The sequence below is a fragment of the Streptomyces sp. NBC_00207 genome (genome assembly GCF_045160965.1).
In the GTDB taxonomy this organism is placed as follows: Bacteria; Actinomycetota; Actinomycetes; order Streptomycetales; family Streptomycetaceae; genus Streptomyces.
Genome location: NZ_CP130715.1, coordinates 2,243,279 through 2,266,684 on the forward strand (window position 1 = coordinate 2,243,279; position 23,406 = coordinate 2,266,684).

Genomic DNA, 23,406 nt, shown 5'->3' on the forward strand with positions numbered 1-23,406 from the left:
CTGATGGATGGCTGGAATTGTTCGTTCCGCGATCATTGGGGCGCGTGGAGGCTTCCGCGATCCGGGAATCTCTCGGTGCCGCCGGACGTCTGTCTGTTCGAGGGCCACGTCGGGGGTAGACGTGGTGGGTAGGCATGACGGACCGCGGCGTGGGGAGTGAGCGGACCATGAGCAGTGACGAGCGCGGCGGATCGGTTTCGGGCGCGTACGCCGGAGCGGCGGGGCGGGGGCTGTGGGTGGAGGAGCCGGCCCGCCGGCGCCGGATGCCCGATCCGGTGCGGACCTCCGCGGTGCGGGCGGTGTTGATCGTGGCCGTGACCCTGACCCAGGCGGCGATCACGTTCTTCCTGACCCTGACCGGCTCCTGGCTGGCCCTGCCGATGGCGCTCGGCGCGATAGCGGGGACGATCGTGGCCACGTGGGGCGTGCTGGACGTGTGGATCACCCGGCAGACCTGGAACCAGCGGTACGGGGTCCTCTCGGAGCCGAGCAGCACGGCGCGCAGCCGCCGCCGCGAGGCCCGCAGGGCTGCCCGGGCCGCGCGCGAGGCCGCCCCGGGCCGAATACCCCGGGACGACGGCCCCCTGACGGCCTTCGGCCGCTCCGCGTCCCCCTGACGCGTGCGCGTCAGGAAGGGACGCCGCTGCGGCGGAACATGCGGGTGGCGGTGATCTCCCCGTGGATGGTCTCCTCCTCCGGGGACTGCTGCGGCAGGCCCGGGCGCAGGTGTTCCTCGACGCTGATGTACTTCAGGCCCGCCCGCAGGTCCGCGTCGTTGCGCAGCCGGATCACCAGCGGGAACTCGGCGAGGGCCGTGGTGTCGAACAGGCCCGTCGTGTAGAGCAGCTGGACGCCGAGCGCGTCGGAGACGGCCCGCTGGAGCTCCAGCAGGTACGTGGCGTTCGCGCGGCCGATCGGGTTGTCGAGGAACAGCGTGCCTGCGTGGCGGTGCTTGTCGCGGCCGCGGTCGTTGCTGCGCAGCGCCGCCATCGTGCAGTAGAGGGCGATCGCGGCGGTGAGCAGCTGCCCGCCGGAGAAGACGTCCCCCATCTGGCCGACGGGGACGCGTTCGGCGCGCAGCACCGCGTCCGGCTTGAGGATCTCCACGGAGATGCCCTTGGGTTCGAGGGCCGCCTGGACGCCCCTCAGCAGCAGGGACATGCCGTCGCGGCGGCCCTCGCCGAAGGAGGCGGTGCTGTTCTTCTTCACGGCCGCGCGGGTGGCCTCGTCGATGACCTCGCCGAGCCGTTCCGTGAGCGTGGCCTGGTCCGGCTCCTCGAAGCGGATCCGCAGGAACTCCTGGCCCGACCATTCGCCCAGGCCCTCCGGCAGCTGGGAGAGGCGCTGCGCGGAGCGGAGCGTGGCCAGGGACGATTCGACGAGGCCGCGCAGGCGGTCGACGATGCTGTCGCGGTTGCGCTCCAGCTGCGCCAGTTCGTCGGTGAGGACGCGAAGCCGGGGGGCGAAGGCCGCCGCCCAGGCTGCCGCGTGCTCGGGCAGGGCGGCGGCGGGCAGTTCCCGGATCTGCTGGCGCGCGGGGGTGCGTACCTGCTCGTAGCGGGTGGCGTTGGCGTGCCGGACCAGGATGTCGCTCGCCTCGCGCACCGCGGACTCGGCGGCCGAGAGGTCGGCCGCGCAGGCGCGCAGGGAGCGGCGGGCCTCGGTGGCCGACTGGCGGGCCTCCTCCAGGGTGCCCGGGTGGGGCACCGGCTCCTGCTCGTCCTCGGCGTGCGCGTGGTCGCGCAGGAGGTCGCGCAGCAGGGCCGCGGTCTCGTCGAAGCCGCCGGCGCCGTCCTCGGCGGTGCGGTGGGCGCGCAGCAGGTCCGCGTGGGCGGCGCGGGCGCTCTCCACGGCCGCGGTGTGTGCGGCGAGCTGGGCGGTGGCCGTACGGAGCAGGGCCTGGGCCTGTTCGACGTCCTCGGGTACCAGTTCCTCGGGCAGTTCGGTGTGCGCCCCGCCCTCGGCGGGGGCGTGCCGCTCGGCCTCGCCGCGCAGTCGGCCGAGCTGCTCGCTGGCCGTGGACGCGCGGGTCTCCAGCATCTGCACGAGGGACTCGGCGCGGGCGGCGGCGGCCTGCCGGGAGGGGCCGTCGGCGCCGTCGGTGCCTTCGAGGAGCTGGGCGGCGCGGGTACGGACCTTGTTGGTGAGGCGGTCGAGTTCGGCGAGGGCGGCGCTCTCGTCGCTCTCGGCGCGGGCCTGTTCGGCGCGCAGGTCGGCGCCGACGCCCACCTTCTCGTAGAGCTGGGAGGCCGCGCGGTAGGCCTCGCGGAGGTCCGGGAGGGGCACCCGCGGGCCGTCCGCGTCCGCGCCGGGCAGCTGGTCGGGGGCGCCGGCGATCTCGGCGCGCTCGGCGCGCAGGGCGCGGGCGGTGCGGCGGGCGTCGTCGGCGGCGCGCTGGGCGGCGCGGCGGTCCTCGTCGGCGGCGCGGGCGCGGTCCAGGCAGACCTCGGCGCGGGCCTCGGACTCGGCGGCCTCGTCGGCGAGTTCGCGGAGCCTGGCCTGCCAGCCGGCCCGCTCGCGCAGGCGGAAGGCGAGCCCGGCGAGGGCGTCGGCGACGCGGCGGGCGCGCTGGGCGGTGTCCTGGCGCTCCTCGCGGACGCGGGCGGCGTCGGCGGCGGCCTCGTCGGCCTCGGCGCGTACGGTACGGGCCTCCGCGAGCTCGGCGTCGGCCTCCTCGGCGAACCCACGGGCGGCCGCGGCCTGTTCCGCGAGCTCGGCGAGGCGGCCGGGCGGGCAGCCGGTGCGCCAGGAGACGAGGCGGGCCGCGAGTTCGCGGTCGCCGGAGAGGCGTGCGGCGAGTTCGCGGATCTCGGTGTCGCGGGCGCCGGCGCGGGTGCGCAGGGCCTGGCGCTCCTCGTCGGCGGCGTGCTCGTCGTGCATGGCCGGGTTCGGCGGGACGAGGAAGACAGCGGTGTCGGTGTCTGCCGCGGGCGGTACGGGCGCCAGCAGGGCGGCGGCGGTCCCGACGGCGACGGTGGAGCGGGGCAGCAGGGCGGCGCCGGAGAGGACCTCGCGGGCCCGGCTGTGGGTGTCGGGGTCGGTGATGACGACGCCGTCGACGAGTTCGGGGCGGGCGGCGAGGACGGCGGCGTGGTCGGCGGGGTCGACGGACTGGGCGAGGTAACGCCAGCCGGGAAGGGCCGGGATGCCGTGCTCGCCGAGGTACTCGACGGTGGCGAGGACGTCGGGGCCGGGCGGCAGGAGGCCGCCGTCGCCGAGCGCGCCGAGGATGCGGGAGTCGTCGGCGGCGGCGGTGCGCAGCTCGAACAGCTGGCGTTCCGCCGAGGTGACCCCGTCTGTGAGCAGCCGGCGGAGGTCGTCGGCGTTCCGGTCGAGGTCCGCGACCGTGAGGCCCTCGCCTCCGGCGGTCGCGGTGTGGCCGGACTCCGGGGTGTCGGAGCCGGTGCCCGCGCCTGCGCCGGCCGGCGTACCGGACCGGGGGCGCGGGAAGGCCGGGGCGTGCGCGGAGGGCAGGCCGAGGAGCTCGGCGAGGCGGGGGGAGGCGGCGAGGGAGGCAGCCGCCCGGTACTCGGCGTCGTGGGCGGCCTCGGCGGCGTCGGCGGCGTCCGCTGCACGGGCGGCGGTGAGCTCGGCGCGGGATTCCGCGGCGGCGGCCTCGCGGGCGGCTTCGGCGCCGGCGCGGGCGGCCTCCCGGGCCTCGTCCCAGGCGGCCACTGCGGTCTTCTCGGCGTCGGTGGCGGCGAGGGCCGCGCGCGCCGGGTCGGCGTCGGGGGCGGAGTCGTCGAGCCAGCCGGCGCGGACGGCCTCGGCGGTCTCCTGCTGGACCTCGGCGAGGCGCGAGCGGAGGTGCTCGGCCTCGCTGCGGGCCCGCTGGGCGGCCGTGGCGGCGGCGGTGGCGTCGCGGTGGGAGTCCTCGCCGGTGGCCTGGAGGGCGGCGGAACGCTCCTCCTCCTCGTTGGCGAGCCGTTCCCCGTGCTCGGCGGCTGTGTGCAGGGCCCGTACGAGCTCGCCGGCGGCCGTGGCGCGTGCGGCCAGCGCCGGGGCGGCGTCCCGCTCGGCCTCGCGGATCGCGGCGGCGACGCGGGCGGAACGGTCGGCGGCTGCGCGGTGGCGGAGCACGATCTCGGCGGCCTGCCACGCGGAGTGCAGCGTGCGGGCTTCGAGGAGTTCGCGGCGCTGGGCGGCGGCGGCCTTGTCGGCGACGGTCAGGGCCAGCGAGGCGTGCCGGTAGGCGAGTTCGGCGGAGACGGCGGCGGTGCGGGCGCGGGCGGAGTCGGCGGCGGTGACCTGGTGGGCGGCGGCGGTGACCTGCTGGGCGAGGTCGGCGGCGCGGCCGCGTTCCCCGGCGGCGCGGGCGGACAGCCGCCGGGCGAGGGTGCGCGTACGGCGTTCCGCGCCCGCGTGGACGTCGCGCAGCCGGGAGCGGGTCCCGGCGGCCTCGACGATCTTGGTCAGCAGGTCCACCGAGCCGGCGGTGAAATCGCGTTCGGCCATGAGCTCGGCGCGGCGGCCGAGCTTGTTGCCGAAGCCGTGGACGAGGTCGGCGAGGCCGTCGGTATCGCGGGTGTCGGTGACGGCGCGCAGCAGGAGGTCGGTGAAGTCGGAGTCCTTCTTCACCGCGAAGAGGCCGGCCGCCTCGCCCTCGTCGGCGTTCATCTCGCGCTGGTAGCGGAAGAGTTCGGGGTCGAGGCCGAGTTCGGTGAGGTGCTCGTTCCAGCGGTCGTGGATCTCCTCGAAGTACACCTCGAGGTGCGGGTAGGCCTTGCCGGCCTCGGTCAGGGCGTCGCGGAAGCCCTTCATGGTGCGGCGGCGGCCCTGGGCACCGGAGGCGCCCTCGACGGGCGCGCGCACGGCGGTGGCCTCGGCGACGGGCAGGTTGTCCAGGCCGAGGCCCGGGCCGGGGCGGAAGGAGTACCAGGCCTCGGCGAACTTGCGCGGGTCGTTGGAGACCTGGCGGCCGCGCCATTCGCTGACCTTGCCGACGACCACGCACTCGCCGGTCTGGGTGTGCTGCCACTCCAGGGCCACGTGGCCGCAGTCGTCGGCGAGCAGGAACTTGCGCAGGACGCCGGAGCTCGCGCCGCCGAGGGTGTTGCGGTGGCCGGGCAGCATCACCGAGAAGATCAGCTTGAGCAGGACGGACTTGCCGCCGCCGTTCTCCAGGAAGAGCACGCCGGCGGGGGCGGGGCGGCGCGGCGGGCCGGTGGGCTCGTCCTCGAAGAACTCCGCCTGGGCCGGCGCCGGGTGGGGCACCGGCTCGCCGACTCCGCGCAGGTCGAGCACGGTGTCGGCGTAGCGCGCACCGGCGGGCCCGATGGAGTAGAGGCGGATCCGGGACAGCTCGTACATGGCGGCGGACTCTCGTGGTGTCTGGTGACTCAGGGCGTACGGAGGACGGGTGGCTCAGGCGTGGAACGGGAGCCCGGCGTCGGCGGCCAGGTCCAGGTCGTCGCCTTCGGGCGGCGGCAGGAGGGTGGCGGAGCCGTCGGAGACGGGGACCACGCCGAGTTCCAGCAGTTCGGCCATGGCCGCACTGCCCGCCATGTCGCGGACCTGGAGCTGGTAGCGGGGGGTGGTGCGGTACGTGCCGCCGGACTCGTCGCCGGTGCGCTGCAGGAAACCGGAGTCGGTGAGGAAGGCGGCGGCCTTGCCGACGATGCCGGTGGTGGAGCCGGCCAGGCGGCGGGCGTCCTTGGTGGCGCCGGTCGCGCTGCGGCGGGCGTAGACGCGCCAGGCGGCCTCCAGGCCGGGGGCGTCGGAGGCCGGGTCGGTGTTCTCACCGCTCTCCTCGGCGCGCTCCTCCAGACGGCGGCAGGTCTGCCGGACGAAGGAGTCGACGCCGTTGACGGTGATGCGGCCGATGTAGCCGTCGTCGGCGAGGTCCTCGGGGCGGGGGAAGGCGAGGGCGGCGACGGCGAGGTGGGCCAGGCCGTGCAGGAACCGGTCGGCGGAGTCGGCGGCGGTGCGGCGGGCGTAGTCGCCCATCCGGACGGCGAAGACGGAGTCCTCGCCGGCGGCCACGGCCATGCCCGCGCGCGGGGACACCTCCAGGACGACGAGGCCGAGGCCGGTGGCGACGGCGTCGGCGAGGCGGCCGAAGCCTGGGTCCTCGCGGTAGCGGCGGAGCAGCTCGGCGTACTCGGCGTCCCGGGCGGGGAGCAGCTTGGGCTGCAGCCCGAAGGCGACGAGCCGGGCCGCGTCGGCGGCGTCGGCGGGGGTCACCGCCGGGCCCGCGGCCGCGACGGGGGTCGCGGGAGCCGCGGGCTCGCTCCACGCGGGGTGCTCGGCGTGGTGGTCGCTCACGGGTGGGTCTCCTCGGCGGTGCGGGTGGTTCGGGCGGTGCGGGCGGGTTCGCTGCGCGGAGCCAGCGGGGGCCGATTCAGCCTCGCCGGCGTTTGAGCAGGGGGCACCTCCCAGCGGTAGCTGGGGGAGGGTCCGGGCAGAGCCCGGTGCCCGGCGGAGCCGGGTTTCCTGGGGCTCCGCCCCAGACCCCGCTCCTCAAACGCCGGAGGGGCTGAATCGGGTGCCGGAGGGGCTGGAGCGGAAGCCGGTGAGACTGCGACGGGCCCGGCCAGGGCAATGGCGGTCATGAGGCCTCCGCGCGGTCCGCGGCCATGCCGGCGGCGTCGAGGAGGGCGGTGCCGACGATGAGGTCGGCGCCGCCGAACTCGGGGTCGTCGAGCTGCGTCCCGTCGTCCACCGCGAAGAGCAGCCGCTCCTCCCCCTGCCGGTACGCCGTGCCGACGGCCGGGCTCGCCGCGTGGACGGCCAGCAGGGCCACCAGGTACGGCAGGTCCGCATCGCTGCGCCGGGCCTCCGCGAGGAGCCCCGAGAGCCGCCGCGGTGCGTCGTGCGGGAGGTCGAGGAGCTGCATCGCGGCGGCGAGCTGCTCCTCGCTGAAACGGCTGTCGTCCGGGGTGGCGATGAGGTCGGGTTCGGGCATCTCCGCGCCGAGGTGCTCGCGCTCCACGGGCGGGGTGAGCAGGATCTCGACCAGGTCGGCCACGCGCACCGAGACCGGCGTGCGCAGCCCGGCGCCGGAGGCGAAGAAGGCGTCGGTCACCCGGCTCGCCTGCTCCAGGGGCAGCGGCAGGAGCGGGGCCACGAGCTGGCCGTACAGGTCGATGCCGGAGCGCGGCGCCGGGGCGGCGAAGGCCTGGCGGTCCTGCTCGGCACGGAACAACGGGCCCGCGTCCAGCAGCCGGGACTGGAGCTGGGTGTGGCGGCGGATGCAGTCCTTGACGATGTCGACGAGCTCGGCGGCCCGCCGCTTGCTCTCCGGCTCCTCGGCCTCGTCGCGCGCCTTGCGGATGTTGGTGAGGATCGCGTTCTCGTGGCGGTAGCGGTCGGCGACGTGGTCGAGGGCCTCGGCGATCATGTCGGGCACGGCCTGGAGCCAGTCCACGGCCCGGACGTTGCGCCGGGTCGCGTCCAGCGTGCGGCGCAGGGTCTCGGCGTACTGGACGGTCCGGTAGCGGGCCTGCTCGGCGGCCAGCTGGGCGTCGGCCAGCCGCCCGCGGCTGATCAGCACCTCCAGCTTGACCTCGGCGGCGATCTGGGCGCTGGTGACGTCGGTGTCGAGGGCGCCGACCAGGACGTTGACGGCCTCGTCGGTGGTGCGCAGGTAGACGGCGCCGCCGTAGCCCGGGACCTCCTCGATCAGCTTGAAGTCGTAGTCCCGGCGGACGTAGACCCCGTCCGGGCCGAAGGTGCCGTAGATCGCGCGGAAGCCGCGGTCGACGCTGCCGACGTTGATCAGGTTCTCCAGCACCCAGCGGGCCACCCGCTCGTGCTCGGCCGCCGGGCGGGAGGGGGCCTGGGCCGCGACGCGCGGCAGCAGCCTGGCCACTATCTGCTCGTGGTCGGCGCCCGTGTCGAAGTCCATGTTGAGCGTGACCAGGTCGATCGCGGCCAGCGCGACCTCGGCCATCGCGTAGACCCCGTACTCGCCCGCCAGATTGGCCTTGCGTACGTCGAGGTCGTGGAGCGGGGCGGTGCAGGCGAGGGCGCGCAGCCGCCGGGCCAGGCCCTCGTCGGCGGCCGGGCCCGGCGCCGGGGACGGGAGGGTCTTCGCCGGGGCTGGGAGAGTCACGGACAAAGACTAGGCGCTGTTGCTGACAACATCCCAAACGGCATGGTTCGGCCGGATCGTCCCCGGCCGGTCCGTCGGACGCCTGCTCTACGCTCAGCGCATGGATTCCATGATCGCATCCTCTCCCCTGGTCGACCTCAACGCCGACCTCGGCGAGGGCTTCGGGCGCTGGACCCTCACCGACGACGAGGCACTGCTGTCCGTCGTCACGAGCGCCAACGTGGCCTGCGGTTTCCACGCCGGGGACCCGTCCATCATGCGCCGGGTCTGCGAACTGGCCGCCGAGCGGGGCGTGCGGATCGGCGCACAGGTCTCCTACCGCGACCTGGCCGGCTTCGGACGGCGCGCGATGGACGTGCCGGCCGGCGAGCTGGCGGACGAGGTGGCCTACCAGATCGGCGCGCTGGAGGTGTTCGCGCGGGCGGCCGGCTCCCGGGTGTCGTACGTGAAACCGCACGGCGCGCTCTACAACCGGACCGTGCACGACGGCGACCAGGCCGCCGCCGTGGTCGCCGGCGTCCGGCTGGCCGCCGGGTCCGGTGCCACCGGGGGCCTGCCCGTCCTGGGGCTGCCCGGATCGCTCCTGCTCGCCGCCGCCGAGGGGGCCGGGCTGGCCGCCGTGCCGGAGGCCTTCGCCGACCGCGCCTACACGCCCGCCGGGACGCTGGTGCCGCGCACCGAGCCGGGAGCGGTGCTGCACGATCCGGACGCGGTGGTGGCGCGGGCCGTGCGGATGGCCGCCGAGGGGACGGTGACGGCTGCCGACGGGTCGCCGGTCCCGGTGGCCGCACGCTCGCTGTGCCTGCACGGGGACACCCCGGGCGCGGCCGTGCTCGCGCGGCGGGTCCGGGAGGCGCTGGCCGCGGCCGGGGTCCGCGTGGAGGCCTTCGCGTGAGGCCCCTGGTGGTGGGCGGCGAGGCACTGCTGATCGAGCTGGACTCGGCCGCGGAGGTGGCCGCGCTCCACGCCGAGCTGCTGCGCCGCCGGGACGAGGGCGAGCTGGGCCCCGTACGGGACCTGGTGCCGGCGGCGCGGACCGTGCTGCTGGACGGGGTGCGGGACCCGGCCGCGCTGGCGGTCCGGATCGCCCGCTGGGAGGTGCCCGCGCTCGCGGAGGCGGAGGGGCCGCTGGTGACCGTCCCGGTGCGGTACGACGGCCCGGACCTGGCGGAGGTGGCCCGGCGGTGGGGGGTGTCCCCGCAGGAGGTCCCGGGGATCGTCGGCGGCACCGGCTTCCGGGTGGCCTTCTGCGGCTTCGCCCCCGGATTCGGCTATCTGACGGGGCTCCCGGAACGCTTCCACCTGCCTCGGCGGGACACGCCCCGTACGGCCGTCCCGGCGGGCTCGCTGGCGCTGGCCGGCGAGTACGCGGGCGTGTATCCGCGCTCCTCCCCCGGCGGCTGGCAGCTGATCGGCTCCACGGACGCGGTGCTCTGGGACCCGGAGCGGGAACCGGCGGCGCTGTTCGCGCCGGGCGTCCGGGTGCGGTTCACGGAGGCGGGCCGTGGCTGAGCTGCTGGTGGTGCGGCCGGGCGCGCTGACGACGGTCCAGGACCGGGGGCGCCCGGGATACGCGCACCTGGGCGTCCCGCGCTCGGGTGCGCTGGACACGGCGGCGTACGCGCTGGCCAACCGGCTGGTCGGCAACCCGCCGGACGCGGCAGCGCTGGAGACGACCCTGGACGGGACCGTGCTGCGGGCGCTCGCCGCGACGGTCGTGGCGGTCACCGGCGCCCCCTGTTCCGTACGGATCTCCGGTCGCCCGGCGGCCTGGGGAGCGGCGGTCCGGCTGCCGGCCGGGGCGGAGCTGGAGGTGGGCCCGGCGGAATCGGGGCTGCGCAGCTATGTCGCGGTACGGGGAGGCCTGGCCGTCCCGCCGGTCCTCGGCAGTCGCTCGGCGGACCTGCTGTCGGGCCTGGGGCCGGCCGTCCTGTCGGCCGGGATGCGGCTGGCGGTGGGCCCCGCCGGGCCGGATCCGGTGCCCGGGGCGGACCTCTGCGCCCTGCCCGGGCCGCCCGCGGAACTGCTGCTCCCGCTCCGCCCGGGGCCGCGCGCGGACTGGTTCGCGCCGGCTTCACTGGCCGGGCTGTGGCGTGCGGAGTTCCGGGTGTCGGCGAGGTCCAACCGCATCGGCCTGCGCACTGAGGCGGGCCCTCCGCTGGTCCGGGCCCGGCCCGGGGAGCTGCCGAGCGAGGGCATGGTGCTGGGCGCGGTCCAGGTCCCGCCGGACGGCCTGCCGGTGGTGTTCCTGGCCGACCACCCGGTGACGGGCGGCTACCCGGTGGTGGGCGTGGTCCCGCCGGGCCCGGCGCTGGACGCGGCGGCGCAGGCCCGTCCGGGGACACCGGTGAGGTTCCTGCGGTCCCGGTGAAGCGTTTGCGGGGGCTCCGGCCAAGTACGGAGTGAGGGGCCGGCCGGGCCCCCGGCGCAGGGGGAGGAACCAGGGTGCGAAGCCCAGGACGGAGGACCGGGCCGCCGGGCCCCGGCGCATGCTCCACCGGTCGGGCGTCGGGACGGGCGTGAAGGGGACGGCGGAGGTGACGCCGTGCGAGGGCACCGGCGTTCCGAGCGTCGAGGAGGAGCAGCGGCAGGAGGAGGAGATGCAGAAGGCGCTCGAACGCCTGCAGGGCGTCGCCACGGCGCCTCCCGGCGGCCCCGTGGCGGCGCCCGTCACCCCGGCGCCGTAGCCCGGCGGCCCGGGCCCGCACAGCACTCGGCCCGGCCCCTTCTCCAGGGGGCCGGGCCGATGCCTGTCGTGGTGGCGGGGTGCTACACCGCGGACTCCGGAGCGATCCGGCTGCGTACGGCCGACTGGACGTCCTCTTCCTCGGCCGGGTCCGTCGCCAGGCGGCGCAGCCGGGGTGCGACCCGGGCGTCGGCGGTCTCGGCGTGGCGGGCCGCCACCTCGCGGGTGGTCTCCTCGCAGTCCCAGAGGCATTCGACGGCGAAGCCCGCCGCGAAGGAGGGGTCCGTGCTGGCGAGGGCCCGTGCGGCCCGGCCGCGCAGGTGGGACGAGGCCGTCTCGCGGTAGATGTGGCGCAGGACGGGGGCCGCGCAGCCGATGGCGAGGCGGCCGGCTCCGTCGACGAGGGCATAGAGCCGCCGGGTGTCGGGGCCCGAGCCGCGGACCGTGGAGCGCAGGGCGCCGAGGACCAGTTCCGCGTCCTCGGATCCGCCCCGGGCGGCGAGGATGGCCGCGGCGGCCGCGCCCAGGGCGTCGGGGCGGTGGATCCAGCGCCGGGCCCGTTCGACGGCCCCGGGGCCGCACATGCGCTCGTAGGCGGCCACGGCGGGTTCGTCGGCGGCGGCCTCGATGAGGTCCAGCACGGCCGGGTTCTCCGGCTCGGCGAGGACCAGGTGGTGCAGGGCCGTGGCGCGGGCGGCCTCGCCGGAGGCGCCGGCGGCGGCCGCGAGGATGGCGGAGCGGTCCTCGGGCGCCGCCACGGCGGCCAGGCAGCGCGCGGCGGGCACGTGCAGCGGTGTGCCGCGGCGCAGCCCGTCGGCGGCCCAGTCGAAGACGGCCTGGACTCCCCAGCCGGGCCGGGGGCCGTTCGGGTTCAGCTGGCGCTGCCAGCGGTCGAAGGAGCCCTGCTGACGGGCGGCGCGCAGGCGCTCGCCGTGCTGCGGGGTCTCCTCCCACAGGCACCACGGCCGGGGCTCGTAGGCGTCGCGGACGGCGGCGGCCAGCCGCGCCTCGCCCTCCGCCGTGGCGGGGAATCTGGCGAGGACGGGCGCGGCCAGGGACCGCAGGCCTTCGTCGTCGTCGCGCAGGGCGAGCTCGTCGAGGGCCCAGGCCCAGTTCGCCCCTGAGGCGGCATACCGGCGCAGGAGCATGAGCGCGTCGTCGCGGCCGTACGAGGCCAGGTGGCCGAGGACGGACAGGGCGAGGCCGGTCCGGTGGTCCTCTTCGTCGACGAGGTCGTCGGCGCTGAAGAGGTGGTTCTCGATCTCGCCCAGGGGACCGTTGAGGTCCAGGTAGAGCCGGGCGTAGTACAAGGAGCGGTTCTCGACCTGCCAGTCCTGGCGCGGGTCTCGGAGCACGCACTGGTTGAGGGCCTCGAGGGCCTCGACCCTGGGTGCCGCGAGTGCGTGCAGCGTGCCGTCGCCGCGGCCGCGCTGGAGGAGCCCGAGCAGGGTACCGCTCGGCGCTATGACTGGTTCGAACATGGGAATGGCCTCAAATCAAGCTGGGGACGCAACCGGGAATCGGGATTCACAAGGCCGCGTAACAGCATGTGAGGACGTCCGCCGTCATGTTCCGCTCGATGTAGACCATTGCCTTCTCACTCTCGTCAGTTCTTCGTGACCATGGTGGCCGGGTCGGGCCGGGACACTCTTCGTGTCCTACCCGCTCCGGCCCGCCCCCCGTGCTCGCGAATCGAATCCGACGCCATGATGGCCCAGCCGGTTTGTGCACCGCGACCACATTTACGGCCGCCGTGACCAACCTGTGAGGTCGGGAAGCGGCCGGGCCCGGCCAGATCCCCGGCAAAAGCGGACTACTTGGCTCCGAAAAGTTCCAGCAGGTCGGCCTTGGCGAACATGCGCGCCGTGTCCACGGCGGAGGGCGTTCCGGCGTTCGGATCGGCCCCGCCGGCGAGCAGGGCGCGGATGACGGCCTCCTCGCCCTTGAAGACCGCCCCGGCGAGCGGGGTCTGGCCGCGGTCGTTGGCGCGGTCGGCCTCGGCGCCGCGGGCCAGCAGGGCCGAGACCGCCTCGGCGTGGCCGTGGTAGGCGGCGAGCATGACGAGGGTGTCGCCGCGGTCGTTGGTGAGGTTCGCCGGGACCCCGGCGTCGAGGTAGGCGGTGAGCGTCTCGGTCTCACCCTGACGGGCGAGGTCGAAGATCTTGGTGGCCAGTTCGATGACGTCCTCGTCGGGGACGCCCTGGGAACCGGCGCCTTCTGCAGCCTGCTCGCTCATCGTTCGTACCGCCTTTCACTCGTTGCTGACATGGTCCGCCCCGCAGCCCCGTCCCCAGGACGGGCGGGCAGGGGGGTGCACGGCACTGCGTCCGTACGGGTGAATCGCCAGAGTAGCGCCCTGGCCTGCACATGTCCGGGCCGGGCCGAGGCAAGGATCACCCTCGACCCCCTGCGCGCCGGACGCGCCAGCCGGGCTGAGCCGGTCAAGTGAAAAACCTGGAGATTCACCCGTATGCACCTTTTGTCGCATTGATACTTGCTGTGAGCCTGGAAGAACTGATGGTGACTGTCCCCACCAACCAGGAGAACCTCTCATGGTCCTGTCCATCTCAGGCGTGGTCCTGCTCGGCATCATCTGCTTCCTCTTCTTCAAGAAGGACGGGATGAAGCTGACGCACGCGTTCGTGTGCGCGCTCTTCGGTTTCTTCCTCGCCGGCTCCGCCATCGCCCCGAGCATCACGGCGAGCACGGCGAGCCTCGCGAGCCTGCTCGGCGGGATCAAGCTCTAGGCCGGCCCCATCGCGCAGCGCCACCAGCAACACCCGAAGCACCCGTCACACCCACAACTCCAGGAGACGCCCGTGGCCCGGCGCCCACTTCCCCGCATCCTCAACAGCGGCACCGCGTCGCTGTCCCGGGGCCGCGACCTCGCTCGCACGGCCGCCGACACCGCCACGGACGTCCTCCATCCGCTCCTCACCATCGGACGCGGGCTGCGCATCCTGGCCTCGGCCGGGCGGCGCAGATGGTCCGAGACCCCCAAGGACAAGCGTGGTCCCGCGCTGTTCCTGGGAGCCGCCTGCGTCCTCGTGGTCGCGCTCGTCCCCTACGGTCCGCTCCTCGCCCTGATCACCCTCATGGCGGCCGCGGCCTGGCAGGGACGCGACCGCACCCCGGTGAAGACCGGGCCCAGCGATGCCGAGACCGAACGGCTCGGCTCCCTCTACGAAGCCCTCGTGCCGTACTTCTCCATCCCGGAGGACCCGAACCCCCTCTTCGCCCACGGCGGGGACTGGGACAAGGCCTTCAGCGGCTACGAGTTCGACGAGGCGGGCCGCATCACCCGGCTCCACATCCGCTACCCGGCCTACTTCACCGATGGCGAGGCCGCCTCACGGGCCCGGATCGAGGCACTGCTGCACGCCAAGTCCGGGCGCGGACGGGAGTATCTCTTCGACTGGGACGAGGAGGGCAACCAGCTCGACCTGAGTGTGCTGGCGGCGCTGCCGACGGGCATCGCCGCCCAGCCGTTCGTCACCTCGCCCGGCGAGACCGTGCTCGGCTTCACCGACGCGTGCGGCGTGCAGCGCACCCTGCCCGTCCTGGAGGGCGACGAGCCCCGCGACGTGCCGCCGGTGATCTGGCGCACCGGGCCCCGCTCCACCGAGCCCCACCTGCTGGCCGTCGGCCAGCCCGGCACCGGCACCTCCACCCTGCTCCGCTCCCTCGCCCTGCAGGCCCTGCGGCACGGCGGCGACGTCCTGATCGTCGACGGCGGCGGCAGCGGCGACTACTCCTGCCTGTCGGGCCGCGCCGGCGTCCTCGCCGTGGAATGCGGGCCGACCGGGGCACAGGCCACCCTGGAGTGGGCCGCGCAGGAGACCGAGCGGCGGCTCATCGCCACCCACCGGGCCCGTGAGTCCGGCCGGCCCGCGCCCGAGGACACCCGGCGCCCGCTGTGGATCCTGCTGGACCAGCCGAGCGTGCTGGCCCACCTCGCGGTCGCCGAAGGGGGCCCCGACCCGCTCGCCCAGCTGCAGGTGCCGCTGCGGCACGGCCGGCCCGCGCACGTCACGGTGGTGGTGGCCGAGCACTTCGACCACCTGGAACTGCTGAACGACGCCGTCTGGCAGCACACCCGCGCCCGGATCGTCCTCGGGCCCGCCGGGATCCAGCAGATCGCCGACGTGCTGGGGCTGCCGCCGCACACCACCCCGACCGCCCAGGTGCCGGCCGGCCGCGGGTACGCCCGGCTCGGCGCGGGTCCCGTACACCGGCTGCAGGTGCCCGCCACCCCGGACCCGTACGACGAGGCCGCGAACGCGGTGTTCCGCCAGGCCGTGCGGGAGCTGCTGCCGGACCGGCAGCAGGGCCCGGGCCGCGGCCCGGGCAGGCCCCTGCACGCCCTGCCGCCGGCCCAGGGCTCGGCCGTCGGCGTCTCGGGGATCCCGGAGGTCCCGGCCGAGGCGCCGTGACCCCGGCGCGCTCCCGCTGCACCGGGGCCGGGGCCGCTGTTACGCCACGAACGTGCGCGGCGGCTCCGCTCCGCTGCCGCCGGCGCCCGTTCCGACGAGCCGGGCCGCCGCCGCCAGCCGGGAGGCTGCCTCCTCGGCCACCGGCCCGCCCACGGTGAACGGCAGCCGGACGTAGCCCTCGAAGGCCCCGTCCACGCCGAACCTCGGCCCCGAGGGGACCCGTACGCCGACCCGCTCCCCCACCTCGGCGAGCCGCGAGCCCGACAGGCCGCCCGCGCGGGCCCAGAGGGTCAGCCCGCCCTGCGGAACCTCGAACTCCCAGTCCGGCAGCTCCCGGCGGACCGCCGCGACCAGCGCGTCGCGGTTCTCCCGGGCCTGGTCGCGGCGGATCCCGACGGCCTCCCGCCAGCCCCCGGTGCGCATCAGCCAGTTCACCGCGAGCTGCTCCAGCACGGGCGTGCCCAGGTCGGCGTAGGCGCGGGCGGCGACCAGGCTGCGGATCACGTCGGGGGCGGCGCGGACCCAGCCGATCCGCATGCCCGCCCAGAAGGCCTTGCTGGCGGAGCCCACGGTGATGACCGTGCTGCCGGACGGGTCGAAGGAGCAGACCGGGCGGGGCATCTCCAGCTCCGGGTCCAGCTGGAGTTCCTGCATGGTCTCGTCGGCGACCAGGACGGTGCCGGCCGAGCGCGCGGCCGCCACCATGGCGCGGCGCTGCTCGTCGGAGGCCAGGGCTCCGGTCGGGTTGTGGAAGTCGGCCACGACATAGGCGAGGCGGGGGGCCGAGTCGCGCAGCACCTGCCGCCAGACGTCCATGTCCCAGCCGCCCAGCCCGTCCGCCATGGCGACGGGCACGAGGCGGACCCCGGCGGCGCGCATGAGCTGGAGGATGTTGGCGTAGGACGGCGACTCGACGGCGATCCGCTCCCCGCGCCCGGCGAAGAGGCTGCAGATGGCGTCGATCGCGCCCATCGCACCGGTGGTGACCATGATCTGCTCGGGCATGGTGGGGATGCCCTGCTCGGTGTACCGGTCGGCGAGCATCCGGCGCAGCGCGGGCAGGCCGGCCGGGTAGTCGCCGTGGGTGTGCGCGTACGGGGGCAGCTCCTCCAGGGCGCCCTGGACGGCCTTGGTGAGCCAGGGCTCGGGGGCGGGGAGGGCGGCGCAGCCGAGGTCGATCATCGAGCCGAGCGACTCGGGCGGCAGCGGCTCCAGGCCGCGCGCGGGCAGCGGGTTCCCGGCCGGTACGGAGGTCCAGCTGCCGGCGCCCCGGCGGGACTCCAGGAACCCCTCCCCGCGCAGGGCCTCGTACGCCGCGGCGACGGTCGTGCGGCTGAGGGAGAGGGCGACGGCCAGCTCCCGCTCGGCGGGGAGCCGGGCGGCGACCGGGACGCGGCCCTCGAGGACGAGGAGGCGGATGCCGTCGGCGAGGGTGCGGTACGCGGGCAGTTTGCGGGCGCCGGGGACTGCGGGGCGCTCCTGCTGCGAGGTGATGAGACGGGCGAGCTGCGCGGCGCCGACCGCCGAGGTCCATTCGGCCATTGCGTCCGGTCCACCTTCGTCGGATTGGCCTCGACGGCGGGCGCCGGTAGCCGGGATTGGATTGATGTCTGCGGGCACAGCCTGTCACGTGCCAGTCCACTTGCACCAGGGGTGTCATTTCGGGGCGCCGGGTGGGACACCGGAGGGGCGCCGGAGGACCATCGGCGGGACCGGTTCGGGCGGCGCCCCGTCCGCCGTTCACCTCGCGTACCACCGTCCACTCACGTCCCGGGGGATACTGCCGCCGTGACGCACGTACGCCTTCGCCATCCGTATCTGGACCACCCGGCTCCGATCCCCTTCGCTCACCGGGGAGGTGCCGCGGACGGGCTCGAGAACACCGCCGCCGCCTTCCGCCGGGCCGCCGAAGCGGGCTACCGGTACTTCGAGACCGATGTGCACGCCACGGCCGACGGGAAGCTCGTCGCCTTCCACGACTCCACGCTGGACCGGGTCACCGACGGCCGGGGCCGGATCGCCGAGCTGTCCTGGAAGCAGGTCCGCGAGGCGCGCGTGGCGGGCACCGAGCCGCTGCCGCTCTTCGAGGAGCTGCTGGAGGAGTTCCCGGACGCCCGCTGGAACATCGACATCAAGGCCGAGTCCGCGCTGCACCCGCTGGTCAACCTGATCGCGCGGACCGGGATCTGGGACCGGGTCTGCGTGGGCTCCTTCTCGGAGAGCCGGGTGGCCCGCGCCCAGAAGATCGCCGGCCCCCGGCTGGCGACCTCGTACGGCGTACGCGGGGTGCTCGGCCTGCGGCTGCGCTCGTACGCGATCCCGGCGGCGCTGCGCGTGGGCGCGGTGGCGGCGCAGGTGCCGGAGACCCAGGCGGGCATCCGCGTGGTCGACCGGCGCTTCGTGCGGACCGCGCACGAGCGGGGCCTCCAGGTCCACGTGTGGACCGTGAACGAACCGGAACGTATGGAGGCTCTCCTCGACCTGGGTGTCGATGGCATCATGACCGACCGGATCGACATCTTGCGCACGGTGCTGGACCGGCGCGGGGCCTGGGCCTGACACGCTCCTCGGCCGCCGCGCGGGCACGGGGGCCGCTGCGGTACGGGGACCAGCGAGGGGGACACCAGGTGAGCGCGGAAGACAGCAGGACGACCGAGGAAGCGGAACCAGCGGAACCGGGAGCCGAGGACGGCAGATCGGCCGCGACGGGCGCTGCGGCGACGGCCGCGCGCAAGCGCGAGCAGCGGGGCTGGTACTTCTACGACTTCGCCGTGTCGGTGTACTCGGCGAGCGTGCTCACCGTGTTCCTCGGGCCGTACCTGACCTCGGTGGCCAAGGCCGCCGCGGACGCCGAGGGCTTCGTCCACCCGCTGGGCATCCCGGTGCGGGCCGGATCCTTCTTCGCCTACTCGGTGTCGGCTTCGGTGATCCTCGCCGTGCTGCTCATGCCGCTCGTGGGCGCCGCGGCGGACCGGACCGGGCGCAAGAAGCCGCTGCTGGCGGTGGCCGCCTACGTCGGCGCCGCGGCGACGGCCGGGATGTTCTTCCTGGGCGGTGAGCGCTACCTGCTGGGCGGGCTGCTGCTCATCGTGGCGAACGCCTCGCTGTCCGTCTCGATGGTGCTGTACAACGCCTACCTGCCGCAGATCTCCACGCCGGACGAGCGGGACACCGTCTCCTCCCGGGGCTGGGCCTTCGGTTACACCGCGGGCTCCGTGATGCTCGTGATGAACCTGGTGCTCTACATGGGCCACGACTCCTTCGGCCTCACCGAGGGCATGGCCGTACGGATCTGCCTGGCCTCGGCCGGCCTGTGGTGGGGCGCCTTCGCCCTGATCCCGCTGCGCCGGCTGCGGGACCGGGCCGTGGTCCGGGAGCCGGGGGCCGGGCCGGCGGTCAGCGGCTGGAAGCAGCTCGTCGCCACCCTGAAGGACATGCGGCGCTACCCGCTGACGCTGTCGTTCCTGCTGGCCTACCTGATCTACAACGACGGCGTGCAGACCGTGATCTCCCAGGCCTCCATCTACGGCTCGGAGGAGCTGGAGCTGGACCAGTCCACCCTCATCGGGGCGGTGCTGCTGGTGCAGGTCCTGGCGGTGGCCGGGGCGCTGGGGATGGGCCGCCTGGCGCGGATCTACGGTGCCAAGCGGACGATTCTGGGCTCGCTGGCCGCGTGGGGCGTGACCCTCGCGGTCGGATACTTCCTGCCCGCCCGGACCCCGGTGTGGTTCTTCGCGCTCGCCGCGATGATCGGACTGGTGCTGGGCGGCAGCCAGGCGCTGTCGCGCTCGCTCTTCTCTCACCTGGTGCCGGCGGGCAAGGAGGCCGAGTACTTCTCGGCGTACGAGATGAGCGACCGCGGGCTGAGCTGGGTGGGTCCGCTCGTCTTCGGCCTGACCTACCAGCTCACGGGGAGCTACCGGGACGCGATCATCTCGCTGGTGGCCTTCTTCGCACTGGGATTCGTGCTCCTGGCGCGAGTGCCGGTGCGGCGCGCGGTGGAAGCGGCAGGCAATCCTGTACCGGAGCGGATCTGAGAGCGGGTCCGCGAGTGCGCACGGCCCGGATCCACGAACGAATTCCGAACGAATTTAGACGTTGAAGCAAAGGGCCGGTAGTGTACGCCTTTGGCCTGCCAGGCGGACCGTTACTGCGCGCTAAAGATGCGTGGACGTTGGGTGACATCTGCTGCCAGATGTGACAAAACGGGCATTGGTGGGTACAACAAGGGGCGGCACGACGGGCGACGCACGACCCGGAGCGGGAATCTATACCGCCGACCGGACGTTGACCGGATGACGACGACAGCGACACCTGTCCTGTGGGCGACAAGCCCGGGAGGCACGATTCATGAGTGAGCGAGCTCTCCGCGGTACGCGCCTCGTGGTTACCAGCTACGAGACGGACCGCGGCATCGATCTGGCCCCGCGCCAGGCGGTGGAGTACGCATGCCAGAACGGACATCGATTTGAGATGCCGTTCTCGGTTGAGGCAGAAATTCCGCCGGAGTGGGAGTGCAAGGCGTGCGGCGCCATGGCACTCCTGGTGGACGGGGACGGGCCCGAAGAGAAGAAGGGCAAGCCTGCGCGAACGCACTGGGACATGCTCATGGAGCGACGCACCCGCGAGGAGCTGGAGGAAGTGCTGGCCGAAAGGCTTGCAGTCCTGCGTTCCGGCGCCATGAACATTGCCGTGCATCCGCGGGACAGCCGCAAGTCCGCCTGACAGCCGGACGGATACACAAGCCGAGGGGCCCCGCCACACAGTGTGGCGGGGCCCCTCGGCTTTTCTCCTGCGCTCTGCCCGGTCGGGCCGGTGTTCTACGGGGTCTGTTCTACGGGGTCAGGGGCGGGCGGTGGCCCGTGTCCGGGCCGCCCGGGCCCCCGGGCCGGTCCTCGCGGATGACCTCGCCCTGGACGATCTTGCCGTCGGGGTAGTGGATGCGGGCCTGCTGGAAGGCGTCGCCGAAGCTCCCGGCCGGGGCCGAGGCCATCTTCCGCTCCAGCGAACGGGCCGCACGGCGGCCGATCCAGGCCCGGACGGGCGGCAGCAGGAGGAACAGTCCCGCCACGTCGGAGAGCAGACCCGGCATCATCAGGAGCAGGCCCGCCAGCATGGTGAGGCCGTTGCCCTGGCCGGGCTGCTGCGGGGCGGGCTGCTGCCCCTGCTGGGCCTGCTGGAAGGTGTCCGCCAGGTTCTTGAAGGCGCGCCGCCCGGCCCGCTTGATGACCACGGCGCCCAGCACCATGGAGCCCGCGAGCAGCGCGGCGACGCCCAGCCCGCCGGCCACGTCCGCGACCAGGGTGAGCAGCCAGATCTCCAGGATCAGCCAGGCGGCGATCGCCAGGGGGAGGAAGGTTCGGGCGGGCGAACGCCGCCGGGGGGCCGTCGAGGTCCCCGGCCGCAGGGATCCAGTGCCGGTCGTCATACCAACCAGTGTGCCTGGGGCCGCATAAAAGTGTCCTCAGCCGGAGGTACCGGACCGCCCCTAGGGGTCAGCGCTTGGAGTCGGGCTTGCCGCCGTCCTTGCCCAGCAGCTTGGCCGCCTGGGCCTTGAGGCCCCACTGGGTGACCCGCCAGAGCGCCTCGACCACGATGTCCTTGCTCATCTTGCTGTCGCCGAACTCACGCTCGACGAACGTGATGGGCACCTCCACCACGCGGAAACCCTTCTGCACCGCCCTGCGGGCCAGGTCGACCTGGAAGCAGTAGCCCGCGGAGGCCACCTCCTCCAGGCCCAGGCCCTCCAGGGTCTCGCGGCGGAAGGCGCGGTAGCCGCCGGTGACGTCGCGGATCGGGACGTTCAGCATCAGCCGCGAGTACGTCGAACCGCCGCGCGAGAGGATCTCCCGGCTCTTGGGCCAGTTGACGACGCGGCCGCCCGGCACCCAGCGGGAGCCGAGGACCAGGTCGGCGCCGGCCAGTGCGGTGAGCAGGCGGGGCAGCTCCTCCGGCTGGTGGGAACCGTCGGCGTCCATCTCGACGATCACTCCGTAGCCGGCGTCCAGGGCCCAGAGGAAGCCCGCCAGATAGGCCGCGCCGAGCCCTTCCTTGCCCTTGCGGTGCAGCACGTGCACGTGGTCGTCGCCGACCGCGAGCTCGTCGGCGAGCTTGCCGGTGCCGTCGGGGCTGTTGTCGTCGGCGACCAGGATGTGGGCCTCGGGCACCGCCGCGCGGACGCGGCCGACGATCAGCCCGATGTTCTCCGCCTCGTTGTAGGTCGGAATGATCACCAAGGCCGTACCGAGCGGCCCGTAGGTCCGCTGTCCGCCGTCGCTCACTGAGTCCCCTTTTGTGCGCTTGCACGTCCTGTACGTCTGGTCGCAGAGGATGACTTTAGAACAGTGATCGGGGCCCGCGGTCCTTCGGGCCGGTCAGACGCCCGCTGGCTGCGGGCCACCGTGACCGTTGTCTACTGGACCGCCGGGCCCCGACCCGGGGCCACCCTCCCCCAACTGCCACTGGGGGTGCCCTCACCGGCGAAACCTTCCCTCGCCCCCGAGGCGCGGGCGCGCTGAGCAGACGGATCCGTCCGGCACGGACGTCCTGTGGTGGACCCGGCCGAACCTATCCGGGTCCGACCGCCCGTACCGAACCGAGGCACACCGGATCACCCCTGTGGGCGTACGAATACCTCCCGCCCGCCGACGACGGTGGCGAGGCACACCGGCAGTGCGGATCCGGGGGTCAGGTCGGGCAGTCCGGGGGTGCCCGAGCGGGGGTCGGTGGACCAGCGGGCGACCCGGTCGTCGGGGGCCTGGACCACCAGTTCGCCGGTCTGCCAGACCGCGTAGTCGGCCGGGGCGCCCGGTACGAGGACCCCCGCGTCGTCGCGGCCCAGCGCCCGCCAGCCGCCCCGGGTGTGGGCGGTGAAGGAGGCCCGTACGGAGATGCGGTGCTCGGGGGTCCGGTGGAACGCGGCCGCGCGGACCGTGCCCCAGGGGTCGAGCGGGGTGACCGGTGCGTCCGAGCCGAAGGCCAGCGGCACGCCGGCCTTGAGCATGGCCGCGTACGGGTTCAGGGTGCGGGCGCGCTCGGCGCCCAGCCGGTCGGCGTACATGCCGTCCTCGCCGCCCCAGGCCGCGTCGAAGGCGGGCTGCACGGAGGCGGTGAGCCCCAGTTCCGCGAAGGCGGCGATGGCGGCGGGCGTCATCATCTCGGCGTGCTCGACCCGGTGCCGGGCGGCGCGGACCCGGGCCAGGCCGACCTTCTCGGCGGCCGCCCGGACGCCCTCGACGACGGCGGTGATCGCGGCGTCGCCGATGGCGTGGAAACCGGCCTGGAGGCCCTCCTCGGTGCAGGCGGCCACGTGTTCGGTGACGGCCTGCCGGTCGAGGTAGCCGGTGCCGGTGTGCGAGGCGTCGGCGTAGGGGGCGTGCAGGCAGGCGGTGTGCGAGCCGAGGGCGCCGTCGACGAAGAGGTCACCGGCCGCCCCGACGGCCCCGAGCGCCTTGGCCAGCTCCAGGTCCCGGTCGGCCCAGTATCCGAAGACGCGCGGCCCGGGCCGCTCGGCGGCCAGGGCGAGCAGGCCGGTGAAGTCCTCGGCGGAGGAGATGTCGGGCCCGCCGCACTCGTGCAGGGAGCCGATGCCGAGGGAGGCGGCCCGGTCGAGGGCGGCCCGCTGGGCCTCGGCGCGCTGGGCCGGGGTGACCGCGGCCAGGGCGGCCCGCCGTACGGCGTGGTGGTCGTCTGCGGTCAGCGGCTGGTCCCCGTCGGGCCGCACGGCCGGGACGAGGTCGAGCAGGGCCGTGGTGACCACCGCCGAGTGGACGTCGATGCGGCTGAGGTAGAGCGGTCGGCCGCCGGCGGCCTCGTCCAGCTCGGCCCGGCGCGGCGCCCGGCGCTCCGGCCAGCGGGCCGCGTCCCAGCCGTGCCCGAGGAGCACCCGGTCGGCCGGCCGGCTCGCGGCGTACGCGCGTACGAGGTCCAGCGCGGCCGTCAGCGACCGCGCTCCGCTGAGGTCCAGCCCGGTGAGGGCCAGTCCCGCGGAGGTGGTGTGGACGTGGGCGTCGGTGAACGCGGGCGTGACGAGCGCCCCGCCGAGGTCGACGACCTCGTCCACGCCCTGCGCGAAGGCGTCGGCCGCGCCCTCGGAGCCGACCCAGGCGATGCGGCCGCGCTCGACGACCATCGCGGTGGCGAAGGGGTCGGCGGGGCTGTGGACCTCGCCCCCGCGGAGGAGGACGGTGCGGGTGGGGTCGGTGGGGGCGGGTGTCGCGCGCTCGGTCATGGGG

19 protein-coding genes are annotated in these 23,406 nt (G+C 74.8%); 10 read left to right on the forward strand and 9 right to left on the reverse strand.

The annotated features are described in order from the left end of the window. Positions 1 to 167: 167 nt before the first annotated feature. Complete coding sequence (locus tag OG472_RS10765; RefSeq protein ID WP_401609621.1) at positions 168 to 617, forward strand: hypothetical protein; 450 nt, start codon at positions 168 to 170, stop codon at positions 615 to 617. Positions 618 to 627: 10 nt separating this feature from the next. On the opposite strand, the gene OG472_RS10770 is transcribed toward OG472_RS10765, so the two are convergent. The 3 genes from OG472_RS10770 to OG472_RS10780 form a co-directional block, all read right to left on the reverse strand. Continuing rightward, on the reverse strand, positions 628 to 5,310 hold the full coding sequence (locus OG472_RS10770) for a hypothetical protein (protein WP_405941354.1): 4,683 nt from the start codon (positions 5,308 to 5,310) through the stop codon (positions 628 to 630). Between the two features lie 54 nt (positions 5,311 to 5,364). Further along, entirely contained in the window at positions 5,365 to 6,264 is a 900-nt protein-coding gene (locus tag OG472_RS10775; protein ID WP_401609615.1) for a hypothetical protein, read from the reverse strand. A gap of 283 nt (positions 6,265 to 6,547) precedes the next feature. Next, a complete protein-coding gene (locus tag OG472_RS10780) occupies positions 6,548 to 8,053 on the reverse strand; it encodes a hypothetical protein (RefSeq protein ID WP_401609612.1) in 1,506 nt (501 codons plus the stop codon). A gap of 100 nt (positions 8,054 to 8,153) precedes the next feature. Here OG472_RS10780 and OG472_RS10785 point away from each other — a divergent pair, with 100 nt between their 5' ends. The 4 genes from OG472_RS10785 to OG472_RS10800 all read left to right on the forward strand — a co-directional run bounded on the left by OG472_RS10785 (position 8,154) and on the right by OG472_RS10800 (position 10,740). Next, entirely contained in the window at positions 8,154 to 8,948 is a 795-nt protein-coding gene (locus tag OG472_RS10785; protein WP_405941355.1) for a LamB/YcsF family protein, read from the forward strand. Continuing rightward, positions 8,945 to 9,565 (forward strand): allophanate hydrolase subunit 1, encoded by a 621-nt coding sequence (locus OG472_RS10790; RefSeq protein ID WP_401609608.1) that lies wholly within the window; start codon positions 8,945 to 8,947, stop codon positions 9,563 to 9,565. The genes OG472_RS10785 and OG472_RS10790 overlap by 4 nt, the downstream gene beginning before the upstream one ends. Next, positions 9,558 to 10,424, forward strand: a complete 867-nt coding sequence (locus OG472_RS10795) for a biotin-dependent carboxyltransferase family protein (protein WP_405829217.1) — start codon at positions 9,558 to 9,560, stop codon at positions 10,422 to 10,424. Before OG472_RS10790 ends, OG472_RS10795 begins: the two co-directional genes overlap by 8 nt. 148 nt (positions 10,425 to 10,572) lie before the next feature. Beyond that, positions 10,573 to 10,740, forward strand: coding sequence for a hypothetical protein (locus OG472_RS10800; RefSeq protein ID WP_405941356.1), 168 nt, complete (start codon positions 10,573 to 10,575; stop codon positions 10,738 to 10,740). Positions 10,741 to 10,822: 82 nt separating this feature from the next. On the opposite strand, the gene OG472_RS10805 is transcribed toward OG472_RS10800, so the two are convergent. Further along, positions 10,823 to 12,220 carry a HEAT repeat domain-containing protein gene (locus tag OG472_RS10805; protein ID WP_401609600.1) on the reverse strand — a complete coding sequence of 466 codons (1,398 nt, stop codon included), beginning with the start codon at positions 12,218 to 12,220 and terminating at the stop codon, positions 10,823 to 10,825. Between the two features lie 332 nt (positions 12,221 to 12,552). Then, positions 12,553 to 12,975, reverse strand: coding sequence for an ankyrin repeat domain-containing protein (locus OG472_RS10810; protein ID WP_327412789.1), 423 nt, complete (start codon positions 12,973 to 12,975; stop codon positions 12,553 to 12,555). A 316-nt stretch (positions 12,976 to 13,291) separates the two neighbouring features. On the opposite strand from OG472_RS10810, the gene OG472_RS10815 reads away from it, so the two are divergent. Both OG472_RS10815 and OG472_RS10820 read left to right on the forward strand, forming a co-directional pair. Further along, complete coding sequence (locus OG472_RS10815; RefSeq protein ID WP_007262923.1) at positions 13,292 to 13,486, forward strand: hypothetical protein; 195 nt, start codon at positions 13,292 to 13,294, stop codon at positions 13,484 to 13,486. Positions 13,487 to 13,558: 72 nt separating this feature from the next. Next, positions 13,559 to 15,172, forward strand: coding sequence for a hypothetical protein (locus OG472_RS10820; protein WP_401609597.1), 1,614 nt, complete (start codon positions 13,559 to 13,561; stop codon positions 15,170 to 15,172). Positions 15,173 to 15,211: 39 nt separating this feature from the next. Here the strand turns inward: OG472_RS10820 and OG472_RS10825 are convergent, their stop codons facing one another. Continuing rightward, a complete protein-coding gene (locus OG472_RS10825) occupies positions 15,212 to 16,714 on the reverse strand; it encodes a PLP-dependent aminotransferase family protein (RefSeq protein ID WP_401609595.1) in 1,503 nt (500 codons plus the stop codon). Between the two features lie 246 nt (positions 16,715 to 16,960). Here OG472_RS10825 and OG472_RS10830 point away from each other — a divergent pair, with 246 nt between their 5' ends. From OG472_RS10830 to OG472_RS10840, 3 genes are all read left to right on the forward strand, one after another. Beyond that, positions 16,961 to 17,731 carry a glycerophosphodiester phosphodiesterase family protein gene (locus OG472_RS10830; RefSeq protein ID WP_401609593.1) on the forward strand — a complete coding sequence of 257 codons (771 nt, stop codon included), beginning with the start codon at positions 16,961 to 16,963 and terminating at the stop codon, positions 17,729 to 17,731. Between the two features lie 68 nt (positions 17,732 to 17,799). Continuing rightward, positions 17,800 to 19,209, forward strand: a complete 1,410-nt coding sequence (locus OG472_RS10835) for an MFS transporter (protein WP_405829222.1) — start codon at positions 17,800 to 17,802, stop codon at positions 19,207 to 19,209. Positions 19,210 to 19,522: 313 nt separating this feature from the next. Then, on the forward strand, positions 19,523 to 19,897 hold the full coding sequence (locus OG472_RS10840) for an RNA polymerase-binding protein RbpA (protein WP_007262928.1): 375 nt from the start codon (positions 19,523 to 19,525) through the stop codon (positions 19,895 to 19,897). 109 nt (positions 19,898 to 20,006) lie between these two features. On the opposite strand, the gene fxsA is transcribed toward OG472_RS10840, so the two are convergent. From fxsA to OG472_RS10855, 3 genes are all read right to left on the reverse strand, one after another. Continuing rightward, positions 20,007 to 20,600, reverse strand: coding sequence for an FxsA family membrane protein (gene fxsA / locus OG472_RS10845; protein ID WP_401609590.1), 594 nt, complete (start codon positions 20,598 to 20,600; stop codon positions 20,007 to 20,009). A gap of 67 nt (positions 20,601 to 20,667) precedes the next feature. Further along, positions 20,668 to 21,453, reverse strand: a complete 786-nt coding sequence (locus OG472_RS10850; RefSeq protein ID WP_401609587.1) for a polyprenol monophosphomannose synthase — start codon at positions 21,451 to 21,453, stop codon at positions 20,668 to 20,670. A gap of 329 nt (positions 21,454 to 21,782) precedes the next feature. Continuing rightward, a complete protein-coding gene (locus OG472_RS10855) occupies positions 21,783 to 23,402 on the reverse strand; it encodes an amidohydrolase (RefSeq protein WP_401609585.1) in 1,620 nt (539 codons plus the stop codon). Positions 23,403 to 23,406: the final 4 nt, after the last annotated feature.